The 14102-nt window shown below is 71.5% G+C and carries 15 protein-coding genes; 8 read left to right on the forward strand and 7 right to left on the reverse strand.

The annotated features are described in order from the left end of the window. Window positions 1–36: 36 nt before the first annotated feature. From PXH83_RS15210 to PXH83_RS15220, 3 genes are all read left to right on the forward strand, one after another. Window positions 37–444 carry a hypothetical protein gene (locus tag PXH83_RS15210; protein ID WP_274560757.1) on the forward strand — a complete coding sequence of 136 codons (408 nt, stop codon included), beginning with the start codon at window positions 37–39 and terminating at the stop codon, window positions 442–444. 335 nt (window positions 445–779) lie between these two features. Further along, a complete protein-coding gene (locus PXH83_RS15215) occupies window positions 780–1541 on the forward strand; it encodes a chaplin family protein (protein WP_274560758.1) in 762 nt (253 codons plus the stop codon). Window positions 1542–1795: 254 nt separating this feature from the next. Then, window positions 1796–2128, forward strand: coding sequence for a hypothetical protein (locus PXH83_RS15220; RefSeq protein ID WP_274560759.1), 333 nt, complete (start codon window positions 1796–1798; stop codon window positions 2126–2128). 446 nt (window positions 2129–2574) lie between these two features. Here the strand turns inward: PXH83_RS15220 and PXH83_RS15225 are convergent, their stop codons facing one another. Continuing rightward, window positions 2575–3075, reverse strand: a complete 501-nt coding sequence (locus PXH83_RS15225; protein WP_274560760.1) for a DUF5949 family protein — start codon at window positions 3073–3075, stop codon at window positions 2575–2577. A gap of 186 nt (window positions 3076–3261) precedes the next feature. On the opposite strand from PXH83_RS15225, the gene PXH83_RS15230 reads away from it, so the two are divergent. Both PXH83_RS15230 and PXH83_RS15235 read left to right on the forward strand, forming a co-directional pair. Next, window positions 3262–4056 carry a VOC family protein gene (locus PXH83_RS15230; protein WP_274560761.1) on the forward strand — a complete coding sequence of 265 codons (795 nt, stop codon included), beginning with the start codon at window positions 3262–3264 and terminating at the stop codon, window positions 4054–4056. Between the two features lie 135 nt (window positions 4057–4191). Beyond that, window positions 4192–4413, forward strand: coding sequence for a LuxR C-terminal-related transcriptional regulator (locus PXH83_RS15235; RefSeq protein ID WP_274560762.1), 222 nt, complete (start codon window positions 4192–4194; stop codon window positions 4411–4413). A 9-nt stretch (window positions 4414–4422) separates the two neighbouring features. Here the strand turns inward: PXH83_RS15235 and PXH83_RS15240 are convergent, their stop codons facing one another. Continuing rightward, window positions 4423–5811 (reverse strand): hypothetical protein, encoded by a 1389-nt coding sequence (locus PXH83_RS15240; protein ID WP_274562836.1) that lies wholly within the window; start codon window positions 5809–5811, stop codon window positions 4423–4425. Window positions 5812–5927: 116 nt separating this feature from the next. Between PXH83_RS15240 and PXH83_RS15245 the strand changes: the two genes are divergently transcribed. Beyond that, on the forward strand, window positions 5928–7202 hold the full coding sequence (locus PXH83_RS15245; RefSeq protein WP_274560764.1) for a molybdopterin-dependent oxidoreductase: 1275 nt from the start codon (window positions 5928–5930) through the stop codon (window positions 7200–7202). Next, entirely contained in the window at window positions 7199–7666 is a 468-nt protein-coding gene (locus PXH83_RS15250; protein ID WP_420803171.1) for a hypothetical protein, read from the forward strand. Before PXH83_RS15245 ends, PXH83_RS15250 begins: the two co-directional genes overlap by 4 nt. Here the strand turns inward: PXH83_RS15250 and PXH83_RS15255 are convergent. From PXH83_RS15255 to PXH83_RS15270, 4 genes are all read right to left on the reverse strand, one after another. Further along, window positions 7575–8372 carry a class I SAM-dependent methyltransferase gene (locus PXH83_RS15255; protein WP_274560766.1) on the reverse strand — a complete coding sequence of 266 codons (798 nt, stop codon included), beginning with the start codon at window positions 8370–8372 and terminating at the stop codon, window positions 7575–7577. The genes PXH83_RS15250 and PXH83_RS15255 overlap by 92 nt on opposite strands. After that, window positions 8369–9043, reverse strand: coding sequence for a TIGR04282 family arsenosugar biosynthesis glycosyltransferase (locus PXH83_RS15260; protein ID WP_274560767.1), 675 nt, complete (start codon window positions 9041–9043; stop codon window positions 8369–8371). Before PXH83_RS15260 ends, PXH83_RS15255 begins: the two co-directional genes overlap by 4 nt. Continuing rightward, entirely contained in the window at window positions 9040–9738 is a 699-nt protein-coding gene (locus PXH83_RS15265; RefSeq protein ID WP_274560768.1) for a glycosyltransferase family 2 protein, read from the reverse strand. The genes PXH83_RS15260 and PXH83_RS15265 overlap by 4 nt, the downstream gene beginning before the upstream one ends. 65 nt (window positions 9739–9803) lie before the next feature. Beyond that, on the reverse strand, window positions 9804–10904 hold the full coding sequence (locus tag PXH83_RS15270) for an NAD-dependent epimerase/dehydratase family protein (protein ID WP_274560769.1): 1101 nt from the start codon (window positions 10902–10904) through the stop codon (window positions 9804–9806). A gap of 207 nt (window positions 10905–11111) precedes the next feature. Here PXH83_RS15270 and PXH83_RS15275 point away from each other — a divergent pair, with 207 nt between their 5' ends. Then, a complete protein-coding gene (locus tag PXH83_RS15275) occupies window positions 11112–13199 on the forward strand; it encodes a SpoIIE family protein phosphatase (protein ID WP_274560770.1) in 2088 nt (695 codons plus the stop codon). A 170-nt stretch (window positions 13200–13369) separates the two neighbouring features. Here PXH83_RS15275 and PXH83_RS15280 read toward each other — a convergent pair whose 3' ends face one another. Continuing rightward, a complete protein-coding gene (locus PXH83_RS15280; RefSeq protein WP_274560771.1) occupies window positions 13370–14050 on the reverse strand; it encodes a fused DSP-PTPase phosphatase/NAD kinase-like protein in 681 nt (226 codons plus the stop codon). Window positions 14051–14102 lie beyond the last annotated feature (52 nt).

Consider the following 14102-nt stretch of genomic DNA (forward strand, 5'->3'; position numbering starts at 1 on the left):
CCGAACGCCGATGCGCTCAATTCCCTGACGGGCGCTGTGCAGAGCATCGTCACGGTGCTGAAGCCGGTCACGGGCCTGCTCAAGGCCGTCCTGGGGCACGGCGAGAAGCTGCCGGAGGCCGATGCCGCCACCCACAAGAAGGCGATAGACGAGGCCCTGAAGAGCCTGGAGAAGGCCGCGCCGGCCGACAGTTCCGCGGACGCGGGTGCGGACCTCAAGGCGAAGGCGATCACCGACCTGAAGGTCAGGGCCGACGGGCTGCTGAAGTCGGCGACAGCCGGTGAGCCGGCGGTCGTGGCGTCGGACATCAAGTCCGTGCTCACCGGCCTCGTCAACGTGATCTCCAGCATCCTCGTGGGCAGCGGCCTCCCGCCTGCGGACCTCGACGGCCTGCCCAAGATGCCGAAGCAGCCCCCGGTGCAGCCCAAGCTGCCGGACGCGTAGCCGCCCGCGGTGTGCGCGTGGCCTGTCTGACAAGACGACAGAAGAATTGCCCGGTCCTCCCAATAGGCGAGGACCGGGCATATTTACTTGAATTCCCCTAGGGCATTCGGGTGATGGTGAAAAGGCAACCTCATTTCCCTCGTTTCCTCGGTGGAATCAGATCGTTACCGATTCCGACGCCGACGCTATGGGTGTGGAGAACGGACTCGTGCAGCGCGAAGGACGTGGCTGTTCCCAGTCTGAACCGCTCAGCAATGGGACCCCATTGGACCCCAGTTGGCGCTGGGCGCACGCCATGCGCATTCCTCCGAGCATGAAAGACAGGGAACGGCAAGATGCGACAGGTTTTGAACAGAAGCGTGCTCGCTGCGGCGGCTGCATCCGGGATCCTCGCCCTGACCGGCGGTTACGCCCACGCGGATGCCGGGACCGCCGGTGAGGCCTCGACCGCGCCTGTGGGCCTGCTGCCCGGCGACGAGGTCAAGGTTCCGGTCGAGGTGCCGGTGAACGGCTGCGGCCCCCTCGACCTGGGTGGCAACAACTGCGCCGTCGGCCACGACGACCCCAAGGCGAAGCCCGAGAAGCAGCCGCCGGCCGGCCAGAAGCCTGTGGCCAAGCCCGAGAAGCAGCCGACGCCCGGCCAGAAGCCTGTGGCCAAGCCGGGGAAGGAGCAGCCGAAGGGGGGAACTCCGGGCCGCGAGCGGCCTGCGGACGAGCTGCCGACCGCCGAGTGGCCGGACGCGGAGTGGCCGACCGACGACTGGATGGGCGACGACTGGATGAGCGACGAGGAGCCGAAGGACAACAAGAAGGACAACAAGAACAAAGAAAAGCCGTGTGACGAGACCAAGCCGCCCAAGGACAAGGCCAAGCCGAAGCCGGTAAAGCCCAAGACCGAGATGCCCGCGGAGGTCCCGGCCGCGAAGCCGGTCGCGGAGGTCCCGGCCGAGGCGCCTCGGGCCGCCCAGCCGCCCGCGCCCCAGCCCCAGATGGCGGACACCGGTTCCGACGAGCTCGCTGCCGCCGGTGCGGTCAGTGTGGCCCTCGTGGCCGGTGGTGTGCTGATGGCCCGTCGCGGCCGGTCGAAGCGGACCTGAGCGACCGGGGCCGGCTGACGCATTTCGATGGAGCGGGGTCTTCGGATCCCGCTCCATCGGTGCTGCGACGAGCCCTGAATTTAAACCCGGCATCCGAGTGAATCGCCAAGAAGGGCGTACGGTCTCAGTTTCCCTGCGCCCAGGTTTTCGTTAGGCCTGATGTCGGTGACATCGAAGAACAGCGCCAAAGTGTCACGGAATTCGTCGGTCGAGGATTACGCCCAGCCTGAAGAGGGATTATTAGGATGAAGTACATGAACGCAGCCTCAACCCTTGCCGTTTCGATGATTGCTGCGGGTGCGGCCGCGGGGGCGGTGTCTCCGGCCGTGGCTTCCGGCGACTCCGTCAGCCTGAGCACGCAGGGCGTCAAGCAACTGGCCGGCGACCTGAGCGCTCAGCCCCTCAACAGCCCCGTCGCGGACCCGCTCCTGCACACCGCGACCGGAACCACCCAGAACTTCGATCAAGCCAAGGGCAAGCCGACGAAGGGCAAGTCGACGAAGGGCAAGTCGACGAAGCCCGTGAAAGGCACTGTAGGCGCCAGCAAGGTCGTTCCGATGGTCGGCGGGATGCCCATCGGACGCTGAGGGAGCCGGCCCGGCAGGGCGCCCGCAGTACGGTCGGGAGGCCGGTGTGCACGCAACGCGGCGTGCACACCGGCCTCCCGCATGTGCATTCCGGCTTCGCACCACGAAGATCAGCTCTTCCTGCGCCCCGTGCACCCGGATGGATAGACCGGAAAGCTTTCTAATGCCTGCCGATCTGTTTCCGGCGCCAAATGGGTGAGGCGGGATAACCAACGCCGCGGCGAGAAGTTGTTCATAGCGGCTGACACAGTCTCGGCGGCCTCTCGGATCACCGCAGTTCCTCCTGGCGTTGACCCCGGGCCCGCTCGCCGATCAGCCGGGGAGACCAGCCGCTCCCGCGCATGTGAAACCCTCAGGCCCCGCAGAAGGAAGTCATTCTGCGGGGCCTGAGGGTTGGGGCCTGCGGGTTGTTGCCGGTGCCGCGGGCGGTCGCTGAAGCGACGTGGTCACGTACGCGGAGTGCTCACCGGCAGCAGGCAGTGCGCGGAGGCGGCGATGGTCGCCTCGTCGCAGAGGAAGGCCTTCAGATCCTCTTCGGCGACGGCCACACCCGGCGCCCCCTGCGGCCACGGGCGGGTCGTGAACATGAAGTACACGTGATCGCGCTTGCGCGCCGCGGTGGTCCACTGCTCGGGGACGAGGCACCGCGCATTGAGGTACGGCGTGGAGAGGGACGCGCTGCCGTCCTCGATGAGGACCGTCATCGGCAGGCTGGACCGGGAGCCGTCGACCACGCCGCCGCCGATGGGCAGGCCGGACTGTGTGAGGAGGTGACGGACCGCTTCCCCGGCGGCCTCGGGGCCGGCCGCTCCGTCGCCGAGGGAATAGGCGAGCAGGAAAGCCATGTCGCGTCCGTCATCGACGTGTTCGCCGACCCAGGCCATCACGGAAATGGTGCCCAAGTTGCTTTGATCAAGACGATTTTCGCGGCTCTGGGGTGAGGTCATAGACCGGGACCTTAATTGCCAGGAGATTGCGCGCGGCCGAGCAGTCACCCGGTCGGCCCAATCGGGAGACTCGTCAATAGCCCTTACGTGGACAGCCCATTGGGGCGTGCTTCCCGCGCGGGGCGGCCGGTGACTGGCTAGCGTGACAAACCGGACCAATCGTCGAGCAGGAGAGAGAGCGAAGCCATGGCCGTGCAACCAGAGGGCACACCGTGCTGGGCCGACGCGATGTTCACCGATGTGGAGAGGGCCAAGAGCTTCTACGGCGACGTGCTCGGCTGGACCTTCGGTGAGAGCGCGCCGGAGTACGGCAACTACACACAGGCGTACTCGGGCGGCAAGGCGGTGGCCGCCGTCACCCCGCCGATGCCGGGGCAGGACGCCCCGGCGGCGTGGTGCCTGTACTTCGCCTCGCCGGACGCCGCCGCCACGGCCGCGAAGATCCGTGACAACGGGGGGCAGGTGCTGATGGATCCGATGCAGGTCGGCGACTTCGGCTCCATGCTGCTCGCGAAGGACCCGGGCGGTGCCACATTCGGCGTCTGGCAGGCCGCGCAGCACGAGGGCTTCGAGAAGCGCGGCGAGCCGGGCGCGTTCGCCTGGGCGGAGGTCTTCACTCGCGACCCGGACAAGGTGGACAGGTTCCTCCCCGCTGTCTTCCCGTACCGCGCGCAGCGGATGGCGGACGACGTGATCGACTTCAAGGTCTTCAACGTCGGCGACAAGCCCGTCCTGGGGCGGATGACGATGACGGACGAATTCCCGCCGGAGATCCCGTCGTACATCCAGATCTACTTCACCGTCGACAACTGCGACGACGCGGTGGCCAAGGCGACCCAGCGCGGCGGGGCGCTGCAGTTCGGGCCGATGGACAGCCCGTTCGGCCGGTTCGCGGCGCTCACGGACCCGGAGGGCGCCGCGTTCGCGGTGATCGACATGAAGACGACGGTGGGCGAGATGCCCGAGATGGCCGACGCCTGACGCCTACGGGGGCGCGCAGGACGGGAGGGCGGCGGTCAGGGCCGGGCCGCCGCCCTCCCGCTGCCGGGTCAGGACAGGCGTTGCGCCCGCTGCCGCGTCGACTTCCGTTGACCGCCGTTGTGGCCGACCGCAGAATTGGCCGAATTCCGGCGCACGCGTCCGCCCGTACTCAACGAACAGGCCCGCGAGATCCTGCGGATGCTCAGCGCCGGACACACCGACGAGACGGCGTCGCGGCAGCTCGGCATGTCGCTGCGCACCTACCGCAGGCGGGTCGCCGAGCTGATGACGATGCTCGGGGCCACGTCGCGCTTCCAGGCCGGGATACGCGCCCGCGAGTTCGGCATCGGTGTCTGACGCGGGCTTTCACCAGCCTGTGTGCAGCAGGTGGTTGGTCAGGAGGGCCACGGCGGCCTGCGCCGTCAGCCAGCCCCGGCGGCTGTCCGTGGGCAGCAGCGCCGCGGCAGGGAGCAGCCAGAGGGTGAAGGGCAGCCAGATCCGTTCCGTCTCGGCCTTGCTCATCCCGGACAGGTCGGCGACGGCCACGGCCAGGAGTGCGGCCAGGGTGAGGACGACCAGGCGGTGCGTGGGCGACGCCGCTGTGGTGCGCAGTCCGCGTACGGCGGCGGGCGCGGCGGCCAGGGCGCGGCGCAGGCCGGCGACCGTGGCGAGGCCGACGGCGAACGTGGTGGCGGCGAGGTTCGCCCAGATCCAGTAGGAGTACGGGCGTACGCCGCCCGCGCCTTGGTGGTAGCGCTCGACCAGCAGCCGGTACGCCTCCCACCAGTTGAACCCCGCGAGCGTGAAGGCCACCGGCACGACGAGGGCGCCCGCCAGCAGCAGCGGGAGCGGGCGGGCGGTGCGGGCGATCAGGAGTACGGCGAGGAGCGGGACCGCGACGAGGGTCAGACCGTACGAGAGGTAGCAGGCGAGGCCGAAGAGGAGCCCGGCGATGAAGGCGGCGGGGGGCCGCGCCGTCCGGGTCGCCGCCACGGCCAGGAACGCGACGGACCAGGCGGCGACCGCGGCGAAGTAGCCGTCCGCCGACGTGCCGGTCCACACCGCGGCCGGGGCCAGGACGAGGAAGGGGGCGGCGCGGCGCGCTGTGTGTCCGTCGGCGAGTGTCCGGAGGGTGACCAGGACGGCGGCCACGGCGGAGGCGCCGAGCACGATGCACCACACGCCCGCCCAGGCGCCGCCGCCCAGGCCGATGCGGTCGAGGCCGACGAAGGTGAGGACGGCGCCCGGCGGGTGGCCCGCGACGTGGGCGGGCCAGTTGTCCGGTGAGTCGATCAGGATGTGCTGGTCGAAGCCGGTCAGGGCCGCGCCGATGTCGTCGAATCTGTCGATGACCCGGAGGTACTCGTGCCGGGTGGCGAGCCTGCCCGCGACGCCCCGCTGCCAGCCGTCGACGAGCGCCAGCGAGAAGGTCCAGGTGAGGGACGCCCCCCATGCGGTGAGCAGCAGCGCCCGCCAGGGCAGGCGCGTGGCGAGGACCGGTCCGTACGCGACGACGGCGACGGCGACGGCGAGCGCGGCCGGGGTCCCGGGGCCGAGGTGGGGGTCCCAGGAGGCGAGCAGCGGCGGCCAGTTGACGAAGAGGGTGTGGTCGGCGTTCTGGATCGCGCGGCCTACGAGCACCGCCGCCGTGACGAACAGGACAGCGATGGCGGCCGCGGCCAGATCCCGGCGGCGGCCGGTGCGTTGTCCGTCGGATTCTCGGGGGTCCGGGGGTCGGACCCCGGGGAAACTCAGCACGCGGGCACGGTATGCAGGCGGGAGGTGTTTCGGGCTGTCCGGCGGTACGACGTCAGCGTTTCGTCATGAGTCGTACGCCGTTCCGGCCGGTGGTGCGGGCATAACGTCGGGCCATGGGCGACAGACGCTTCCTGGAACACCTCCCCTCCGCACCCGGTTTCTGGCGCAGCCCTGTGCGCGGCACCCGGTTCACGGCCGTGCTCGGCATCGTCCTGCTGGTCGGGCTCACGCTCATGTTCGTGACCGGCCTGCTCTCGTACGCCGCGTACAACCCGGACCTCTCACCCGCCAACGACAAGACCCCCGACAAGGGCCTGCTGGGCTTCTACCTCTTCGCCTGGCCGACCGACCCCCACTGGCTGTACCGCCTGACGCAGGGCCTGCACGTCACCGTCGGCATCGCGCTCGTGCCTGTGCTGCTGGCGAAGCTGTGGTCGGTGATCCCGAAGCTGTACGTGCTGCCTCCCGCGCGGTCCGTGGGGCGCGCGCTGGAGCGGGTGTCGTTGCTGCTGCTGGTGGGCGGCGCGCTGTTCCAGTTCATTACGGGCCTGCTCAACATCCAGCTGGAGTACATCTTCCCCGGCTCCTTCTACCGGTTGCATTTCTACGGGGCCTGGGTGTTCTTCGCCGCGGTCATCACCCATGTGGGTCTGCGCCTGCCGAAGGCCGTACGGGTCCTGCGCGAACGCGGCATCACCAAGGACGACGAGAAAGACGACGACGAGAAAGACGACGAGCTCGCGTCCCCGGCCCCCGACGCCCCGACCATCTCCCGGCGCGGCGCACTCGCCGTCGTGGGCGCCGGGTCGCTCCTCCTGCTGGCCACATCGGCCGGACGGAGCTTCGACGGGCCGCTGCGCCGGACCGCGCTGCTCACGCCGCACGGCGGTGGCGATCCCGCGTCCGGGCCCAACGGGTTCCAGATCAACAAGACGGCCGCCGCCGTGGGCATCTCATCGGCCGACCTGGGCGACGACTGGCGGCTGACCGTCACCGGACCCGCCGGTACCGTCCGCCTCTCCCGGGCGCAGCTCCTCGCAATGGCCCAGCACAGCGCGGCGCTGCCGATCGCGTGCGTCGAGGGCTGGTCGACCTCGGACCAGTGGTGGCGCGGTGTGCGCCTGAAGGACCTCGCCGCGCTCGCGGGATACCCCGAGGACCGGCCGCCCGGTGTCCTGGTGGAGTCCTTTCAGCGCCGTGGGGCCTTCCGCGTGGGGGCACTGCGCGACAACCAGGTGCGCGATCCGCGGTCGTTGCTGGCGCTCGCGGTCAACGGCGAGGATCTGTCGCCCGACCACGGGTATCCGGCGCGGATCATCGTCCCGGCCGCGCCCGGGGTGCTCAACACCAAGTGGGTCGAGCGTCTGGGCTTCGGAGAAGTGTCATGAGGCTGATGAGGCGCATGAGGCGCTGGTACGGGGAAGGGCCGCTGCAATTCCTGCTGCTGGTCATCACCTTCGCGCTGGCCGCGCACGCGGGCGTACGGCTGCTGGAGGGCGACACGCTCGCGATCGCCGCGTGGTTCGTCGGTGCGGCGCTGGTGCACGACGTGGTGCTGCTGCCGCTGTACGCGTCGGTGGATCTGGCCGTACGCAGGTCCCTGGGGGCGGAGCCGCACCTGATCAACTTCGTTCGCGTACCGGCCCTGCTGTCCGGGCTGCTCCTGCTGGTGTGGTTCCCCCTGATCACTCGTCAGGCGGAGCGCTACCGGCCCGCGGCCGGACTGTCCGCCGATCCGTTCCTGGGGCACTGGCTGCTCATCACGGCCGCGTTGTTCGCGGTGTCGGCCGTGTGGCTGTTCGGCAGGGCGCTGAGGTCTCGGCGCAGAGCTGGGCGCTCAGCTGGGCGCTGAGGTTTCGGCGCAGTGCCACGAAGGGCCGCCCGCCCGCCTCCCACTGATCGACCGGGTGCCAGCCGAGCGGACGGGCGTACCGCAGCAGCGCACGGGTGCCCAGGCGGGCCCAGGGGAAGGGTGCCGCGGTGGCTGTGCCGTTCGCCGTGCCGTCGGCCGTCACGCGTCCGTCGTCCACCTGGACCCGTACGCGCTCGTCGATGTCCAGCGGTGCGCTCTCCGCGATGAGCAGCCCGCCGGGGGCGAGCAGGGCCGTGGTCCGCAGGAGGAGTGCGCGCGGGTCGCCGCCTATGCCGATGTTGCCGTCGACGAGCAGCGCCGTACCCCAACTGCCCTCTCCGGGCAGCGGATCGAAGACGGAACGCCGCAGGGCAGCGCCGCCGAGCCGCCGTGTCCGCTCTACGGCCGCGTCGCTGACGTCGATGCCGAGCGCGCGCTGCCCCCGGGCGGCCAGCGCGGCGACCAGCCGGCCCGGGCCGCACCCGATGTCCAGAACGGCTCCTTCGCAGCGGCGCAGCGCCGACAGGTCGGCGGCGTCGGCGCCCGCGCACCAGCGCTCGACGTCCAGGGGCAGCAGCCAGCCGTCCGTACGGCGCAGGAACAGCGGGCCGTGGCCGTTGCGCAGGGCGTTGGCGTACGGGCCGTACGGGCCCGTGCCCCAGGCGGCGGCGTTGCCCCCGGCGGGCGGCGGCAGGGTCGTACTCACAGGTCCGCCCGGTCGGCCGCGGTCCGGGTCAGCCGGGCGTAGGTCGCGGCGAACCGCCCGTGCGGCGCGGCGGCGGCGACGTACGCGGCATCGGCCGCCGTGTCCACGTCGCGCAGCGTCGGCAGGTCGCGCACGGTCAGTCCGGCGTCGACCAGGCGCCCGCGCTGTACGGCGCCGGTCTCGGGCACGGACATGGGTACGCCGCGCAGGAGGCCGGGGTCCGGCGCTGCCAGGCCGAGTGCCCAGAACCCGCCGTCGTCGGCGGGGCCGAACCACGCGTCGCAGCCGTGCCAGGCGAACGGGGCGAGGGCGGCGGCGAGGAGGGCGTGGCTGACCTGCGGAGTGTCCATGCCGATGAGGAGTACGGGGCCTTCGCAGGCGCCGAACGCCGCGGCGAGCCGTTCGTCGAGGCCGCCCGCGCTCTGCCGTACGACGTCGATGCCGGGCGGCAGCCAGGGACCCGGCTGCCCGTCGAGTACGACGGCGCGGCGCAGGGCGGGCAGGGTGAGCACGGTCCGCAGTGTGTCGCTGAGCGCGGCTTCGGCGAGGAGCGCGGCCTGGGCGGGGGTGAAGGGCGGGGTCAGCCGGGTCTTGACCCGGCCGGGGACCGGTTCCTTGGCGATGACCAGCAGGGTCGTCGGCCCGTCGGGGGAGCTGCGGGCGGCGGTCATCGGGGCACCCGCGTCCGCGGCGCCGGGGGCTGCCGCAGTATCGCCCGCATGTCGCGCACGGCGTGCCAGGTGCCCTGCCAGGTGCCGGTGACCTTGGACTTTCCGGTACGCGGCCGGTACGGGACGTCGGTTTCCGTGACCCGCAGTCCGGCGTCCGCCGCGCGGACGACCATCTCCAGCGGGTAGCCGCTGCGGCGGTCGGTGAGGCCGAGTGCCAGCAGGTCCGCGCGGCGTGCGGCCCGCATCGGGCCGAGGTCGTGCAGGCGCAGTCCGGTGCGGTGGCGCAGCATGCGCGCGAGGGCGAGATTCCCGGCCCGGGCGTGCAGCGGCCAGGCGCCGCGTCCCTGTGGGCGGCGTCGGCCGAGCGCCAAGTCGCTCTGCCCGTCGGCGACTTGGCGTACGAGATCGGGAAGCTGCGCCGGGTCGAGGGAGCCGTCGCAGTCGCAGAAACATACGTACTCGGCGTCGGCGGCGAGCAGCCCCGCGTGACAGGCCGCCCCGAATCCCCGCCGGGGCTCGTGGACGACGGTGGCTCCGAGCGAGCGGGCGAGCTCCGCCGATCCGTCCGTGGAGCCGTTGTCGACGACGATCGCGCGCCAGCCGTCCGGGATGCGGGCCAGCACGCTGGGCAGCGCCGCGACCTCGTCCAGGCAGGGGAGGACGACGTCGGCGCGAGGGCCGTGGGTTGGTGTCACGCCGTTCACCCTACGGAGCAGAATCCGGCATTTCGGACTTCCAATCCTTACGAAACGTGGACGCCTCACGAAACCTGGACATCGCCCTGCCCTCCGGTGGTGGCGGGGCGGGACCGGTCTCGCAGCGGTGCCGTGGCGAACTCCGCCATGCCTTCGGCGAATCCGACTTCCGGCTGCCAGCCCAGCTCGTTGCGCAGCCTGCGGGAGTCCGCCGTCACGTGCCGTACGTCCCCGAGCCGGTACTCGCCGGTGACCACCGGCGCCGGGCCCCCGTGCGCGGCGGCCAGTGCGGCGGCCATCTCGCCGATGGTGTGGGGCTCGCCGCTCCCGGTGTTGTACGCCGCGAAGCTGCCGGGTCCGCGCCCCGGCAGCGCCTCCAGAACCGCCGCATTGGCCGCCGCCACGTCCCGTACGTGTACGAAGTCCCGCCGCTGGCCCCCGTCTTCGAAGACCTGGGGCGCCTCGCCGCGGGCCAGGGCGGAGCGGAAGAAGGAGGCGACGCCGGCGTACGGGGTGTCGCGGGGCATCCCGGGGCCGTACACGTTGTGGTAGCGCAGCGACACCGCGCGCCCGCCCGTGGCACGTGCCCAGGCGGAGGCGAGATGCTCCTGGGCGAGTTTGGTGGCGGCGTAGACATTACGAGGGTCGGCGGGCGCGTCCTCGGCAACGAGAACCGGCGTCAACTCGGCGCCGCAGGACGGACATTGCGGCTCGAACCGGCCCGCGTCCAGATCGGCCACCGCGCGGGGGCCCGGCCGGACCCGCCCGTGACGGGGGCAGTCGTAGCGGCCCTCGCCGTAGACCACCATCGAACCGGCGAGCGCCAGCTCGCGCACCCCGGCGTCGGCCATCGCGGCGAGGAGCACCGCGGTCCCGAGGTCGTTGCAGCCGACGTACTCCGGCGCGTCCGCGAAGTCCTTGCCGAGGCCGACCATCGCCGCCTGGTGGCAGACGGCGTCGACGCCGCGCAGGACCGCGGCGACCGCATCCCGGTCCCGTACGTCCGCCACGATCAGCTGTGCGCCCGCCGGGGGCGGGGGGCGGTCCCCGCCGTGGGCCGAGGGCAGCAGCGCGTCGAGCACAACCGCTTCGTGGCCGCGCGAGGTGAGTGCGTCGACGATGTGTGACCCGATGAACCCGGCTCCGCCGGTGACCAGTACGCGCATGGGCGTCACGCTAAGTGCTGGGGGAGGGGGCGGGCCCGCTGCCGGGGTGTCACGTCACAGGAACGTAAGGCCTGCGCGGCGCGTCACGGGACGGCTGGCAAGCGCGACACGTCAGGGGGCCGTAAGGCAAGCGCGACCCGGAGGGCTGAGAGACCATGGGAGGCACCGGGCATCAAGCGGTGGGGGCGCGCGGAAGGAGGTCCTGGGATGGGTGCTGGCGAACCCGCCGCGACCGACCCCGAGCAGCCCAGGGGCAGCAGCGCGTCCGAGCCGGGTGGCCTGTTGGACGTACTCAACGTGGCCGCTGTGGTGCTGGACGCGGACGGGCGGATCGTGCTGTGGAGCCCGCAGGCCGAGCAGTTGTTCGGTTACGCCGCCGAGGAGGCCCTCGGCCAGTACGCGGGGCGGGTTCTCGTACACGAACAGCACCTCGATCTGGTGCGCCGGATGTTCGCTCAGGTCATGGCCGGGCAGGACGGCAACTGGGCGGGGGTCTTTCCCGCGCGCCACAAGGACGGCAGCACGCTGCTGGTGGAATTCCGCAACATGCGGCTGGAGGACGACCGGAGGGACCTCTACGCCCTGGGGCTGGCCACCGACCGGGCGACTCTGCGGCGGGTGGAGCGGGACCTCGCCCTGTCCACCCGGCTGATCTCGCAGTCCCCGATCGGGCTGGCGGTCGTCGACACCGACCTGCGGTTCGTCACCGTGAATCCGGCGCTGGAGCGCATCAACGGCCTGCCCGCCCGCGAGCATGTCGGACGGCGTGTCCGGGACGCTCTGCCGTTCCTGGACACCGAGGCCATCGAGGCGGCGATGGGCGAGGTACTGGCCACCGGCACTCCGATCGTCGACAGGGAGTCCGTCGGGCGCACCCCGGCCGACCCGGACCGGGAGCGCGCCTGGTCGGTGTCCTTCTACCGGCTGGAGGCGCCGAACGGGAAGGTGCTCGGGGTGGCCACGTCGGTCGTGGACATCACCGAGCGGTACCGCGCCGCGACGGAGGCCGCCCAGGCCCGGCAACGCCTCGCGCTCGTCGCCGACGCCTCCATCCGCATCGGCACCACGCTCGACCTCGACACGACAGCCCGCGAACTGGCCGACGTGTCCGTACCGGAGCTGGCCGACGTGGCCGCGGTGGACGTGCTCGACAGCATCCTGAACGGCCGCTCGGGCGCCACGACCCATGAGGGGCCCGGAGTGTTCCGCGCGCTGGCCGTGGCCGCCGCGTACCCCACGGACGCCGTACGGGCGGCAGATCCGCCCGGTGAGGTCGCCATGTACGACGCCGACCGGCTGGTCACCCAGTGTGTGAACACCGGCCGCCCGGTCCGGGTGTCCCGTGTGAGCGACGACGACCTGCAGTGCATCGCCCGCAGCCCAGCGGCGGCCGAACTGCTGGCTGCCGCGGGCGTGCACTCGTACCTGGCCGTACCGCTGATCGCGCGCGGCGAGGTCCTCGGCGCCCTGGACCTCAAACGCACCCGCAACCCGGAGCCCTTCAACGCCGACGACGAGCTCCTGGCCGGCGAGCTGGCCGCGCGGGCGGCCGTATGCATCGACAACGCCCGCTGGTACCAGCAGGTGCGCAGCACCGCCCTCACGCTCCAGCGCAGCCTGCTCCCCCAGCACCCGCCGGTCCGGCCCGGCCTGGAGGTCGCCTACCGCTATCTCCCCGCCCAGGCGGCCAGCGAGGTGGGCGGCGACTGGTTCGACGTCGTCTCCCTGACCGGCGACAAGACCGCGCTCGTCGTCGGCGACGTCATGGGCAGCGGCATCGGCGCCGCCGCGACGATGGGGCAGTTGCGCACCGCCACCCGCACGCTGGCCGGACTCGACCTCGACCCCGCCAAGGTCCTCCACCAGCTCGACCGCATCGCCGACCGTATGGGTCAGACCATCACCACCTGCATCTACGCCGTGTACGACCCCAGCCGCGGCCAGTGCCGCATCTCCAGCGCCGGACACCTGCCCCCCGCCCTTGTACGCCCCGGCCTGCCCCCCGTGCTGCTGGAACTGCCCACCGGCGCCCCTCTCGGTGTCGGCGACGTCTCCTTCCACACCAGCACCTTCAGGTTGCGCCACGGCGACCAGCTGGTCTTCTACACCGATGGCCTCGTCGAAACCCGCGACCAGGCCATCGACGAACGCCTGGCCGAGCTCCTGGCCCTCCTCGTGGAGCCCCGGGAATCGCTGGAAGAGACCTGTGACGTGCTGCTGCACTCCCTGCGCCACCCCGGGGACCACGACGACGTGGCGCTGCTCATCGCCCGCGCCGGGGCGACGGATTCCTGACCGGGCCGTCGTACGGACGCCCACGGCGCACCGCCTCACCGGCGCGGCCGGGCCCGACCGCGCGGCCTGGCACGAGCTGCGCGTTGCGTGCAGAACACGCCCGCATGCAGCCGATCCGCCGGCGGGTGGCCGGCGGATCGGGGAGTGCGGGGTACGTCAGGCGGGGTATGTCAGAACGAGGCCTTGATCCGGCGCGGGGCGTCGAAGATGCGGCTGATCGCCTCGACGGCGGCGGGCGGCTGGGTCATCTCGGCCTTGCCGGACGAGAGGACGTACCAGACCTGCTCCATGGACGGCGGGCCCACCGCGAGGGTGTTCAGCGCGGCCTGCATGGAGGTCGCTTCTCCGGTGCGCACCGCGTATGCGGCGGTGATGGAGCCGGTACGTCCGACGCCCGCGCCGCAGTGCACGAACACCGGGCCGTCCGCCGTCTTCACGGTGTTGGTGAAGGCGGCGACCTGCTCGTTGGTGGGCGTCTGCCCGTCCCGGATCGGCATGCGTACGACCTTCAGGCCGGCCTTCTGCGGGACGGCCAGCTGCTCGGCGGTCATCTTCTCCGCACGCAGGTCGACGACCGTCTTCACACCACGGGCCGCGAGCTCGCGGTACCCGTCCTCACCAGGGGCGGAACCCCGCCACAGCCGCTCGTCGACGGCCTTGAAGTGCTTGATCCCGGACATCTGGATGCCGGACGACTCCTTCTGGGATGCCAGCGCGTGAGCGCCGATCATGCCGAGTGTGGAGACGAGCCACAACGCCACGTAGCCGAGTACGGAGACGATCACGATCTTCGCCGTCCTGCGAATCAGCGGGCTGGTACGGGAGAGGGGGGAGATCGGGGCAAGCAACACGGAGGAAGGCAACACCTTGGGTGGGGGAAATGGGCGAGATGTCCCTATGACG

Source organism: Streptomyces spiramyceticus (genome assembly GCF_028807635.1).
GTDB lineage: Bacteria > Actinomycetota > Actinomycetes > Streptomycetales > Streptomycetaceae > Streptomyces > Streptomyces spiramyceticus.

What these genes read in the sequence shown, in the direction of transcription:
- PXH83_RS15220 (WP_274560759.1), top strand. Translation starts at nt 1,796, where the DNA reads ATGAACGCAGCCTCAACCCTTGCCGTTTCGATGATTGCTGCGGGTGCG.
- PXH83_RS15245 (WP_274560764.1), top strand. Translation starts at nt 5,928, where the DNA reads ATGGGCGACAGACGCTTCCTGGAACACCTCCCCTCCGCACCCGGTTTC.
- PXH83_RS15275 (WP_274560770.1), top strand. Translation starts at nt 11,112, where the DNA reads ATGGGTGCTGGCGAACCCGCCGCGACCGACCCCGAGCAGCCCAGGGGC.
- PXH83_RS15225 (WP_274560760.1), bottom strand. Translation starts at nt 3,075, where the DNA reads ATGACCTCACCCCAGAGCCGCGAAAATCGTCTTGATCAAAGCAACTTG.
- PXH83_RS15260 (WP_274560767.1), bottom strand. Translation starts at nt 9,043, where the DNA reads ATGACCGCCGCCCGCAGCTCCCCCGACGGGCCGACGACCCTGCTGGTC.
- PXH83_RS15270 (WP_274560769.1), bottom strand. Translation starts at nt 10,904, where the DNA reads ATGCGCGTACTGGTCACCGGCGGAGCCGGGTTCATCGGGTCACACATC.
- PXH83_RS15250 (WP_420803171.1), top strand. Translation starts at nt 7,199, where the DNA reads ATGAGGCTGATGAGGCGCATGAGGCGCTGGTACGGGGAAGGGCCGCTG.
- PXH83_RS15230 (WP_274560761.1), top strand. Translation starts at nt 3,262, where the DNA reads ATGGCCGTGCAACCAGAGGGCACACCGTGCTGGGCCGACGCGATGTTC.
- PXH83_RS15215 (WP_274560758.1), top strand. Translation starts at nt 780, where the DNA reads ATGCGACAGGTTTTGAACAGAAGCGTGCTCGCTGCGGCGGCTGCATCC.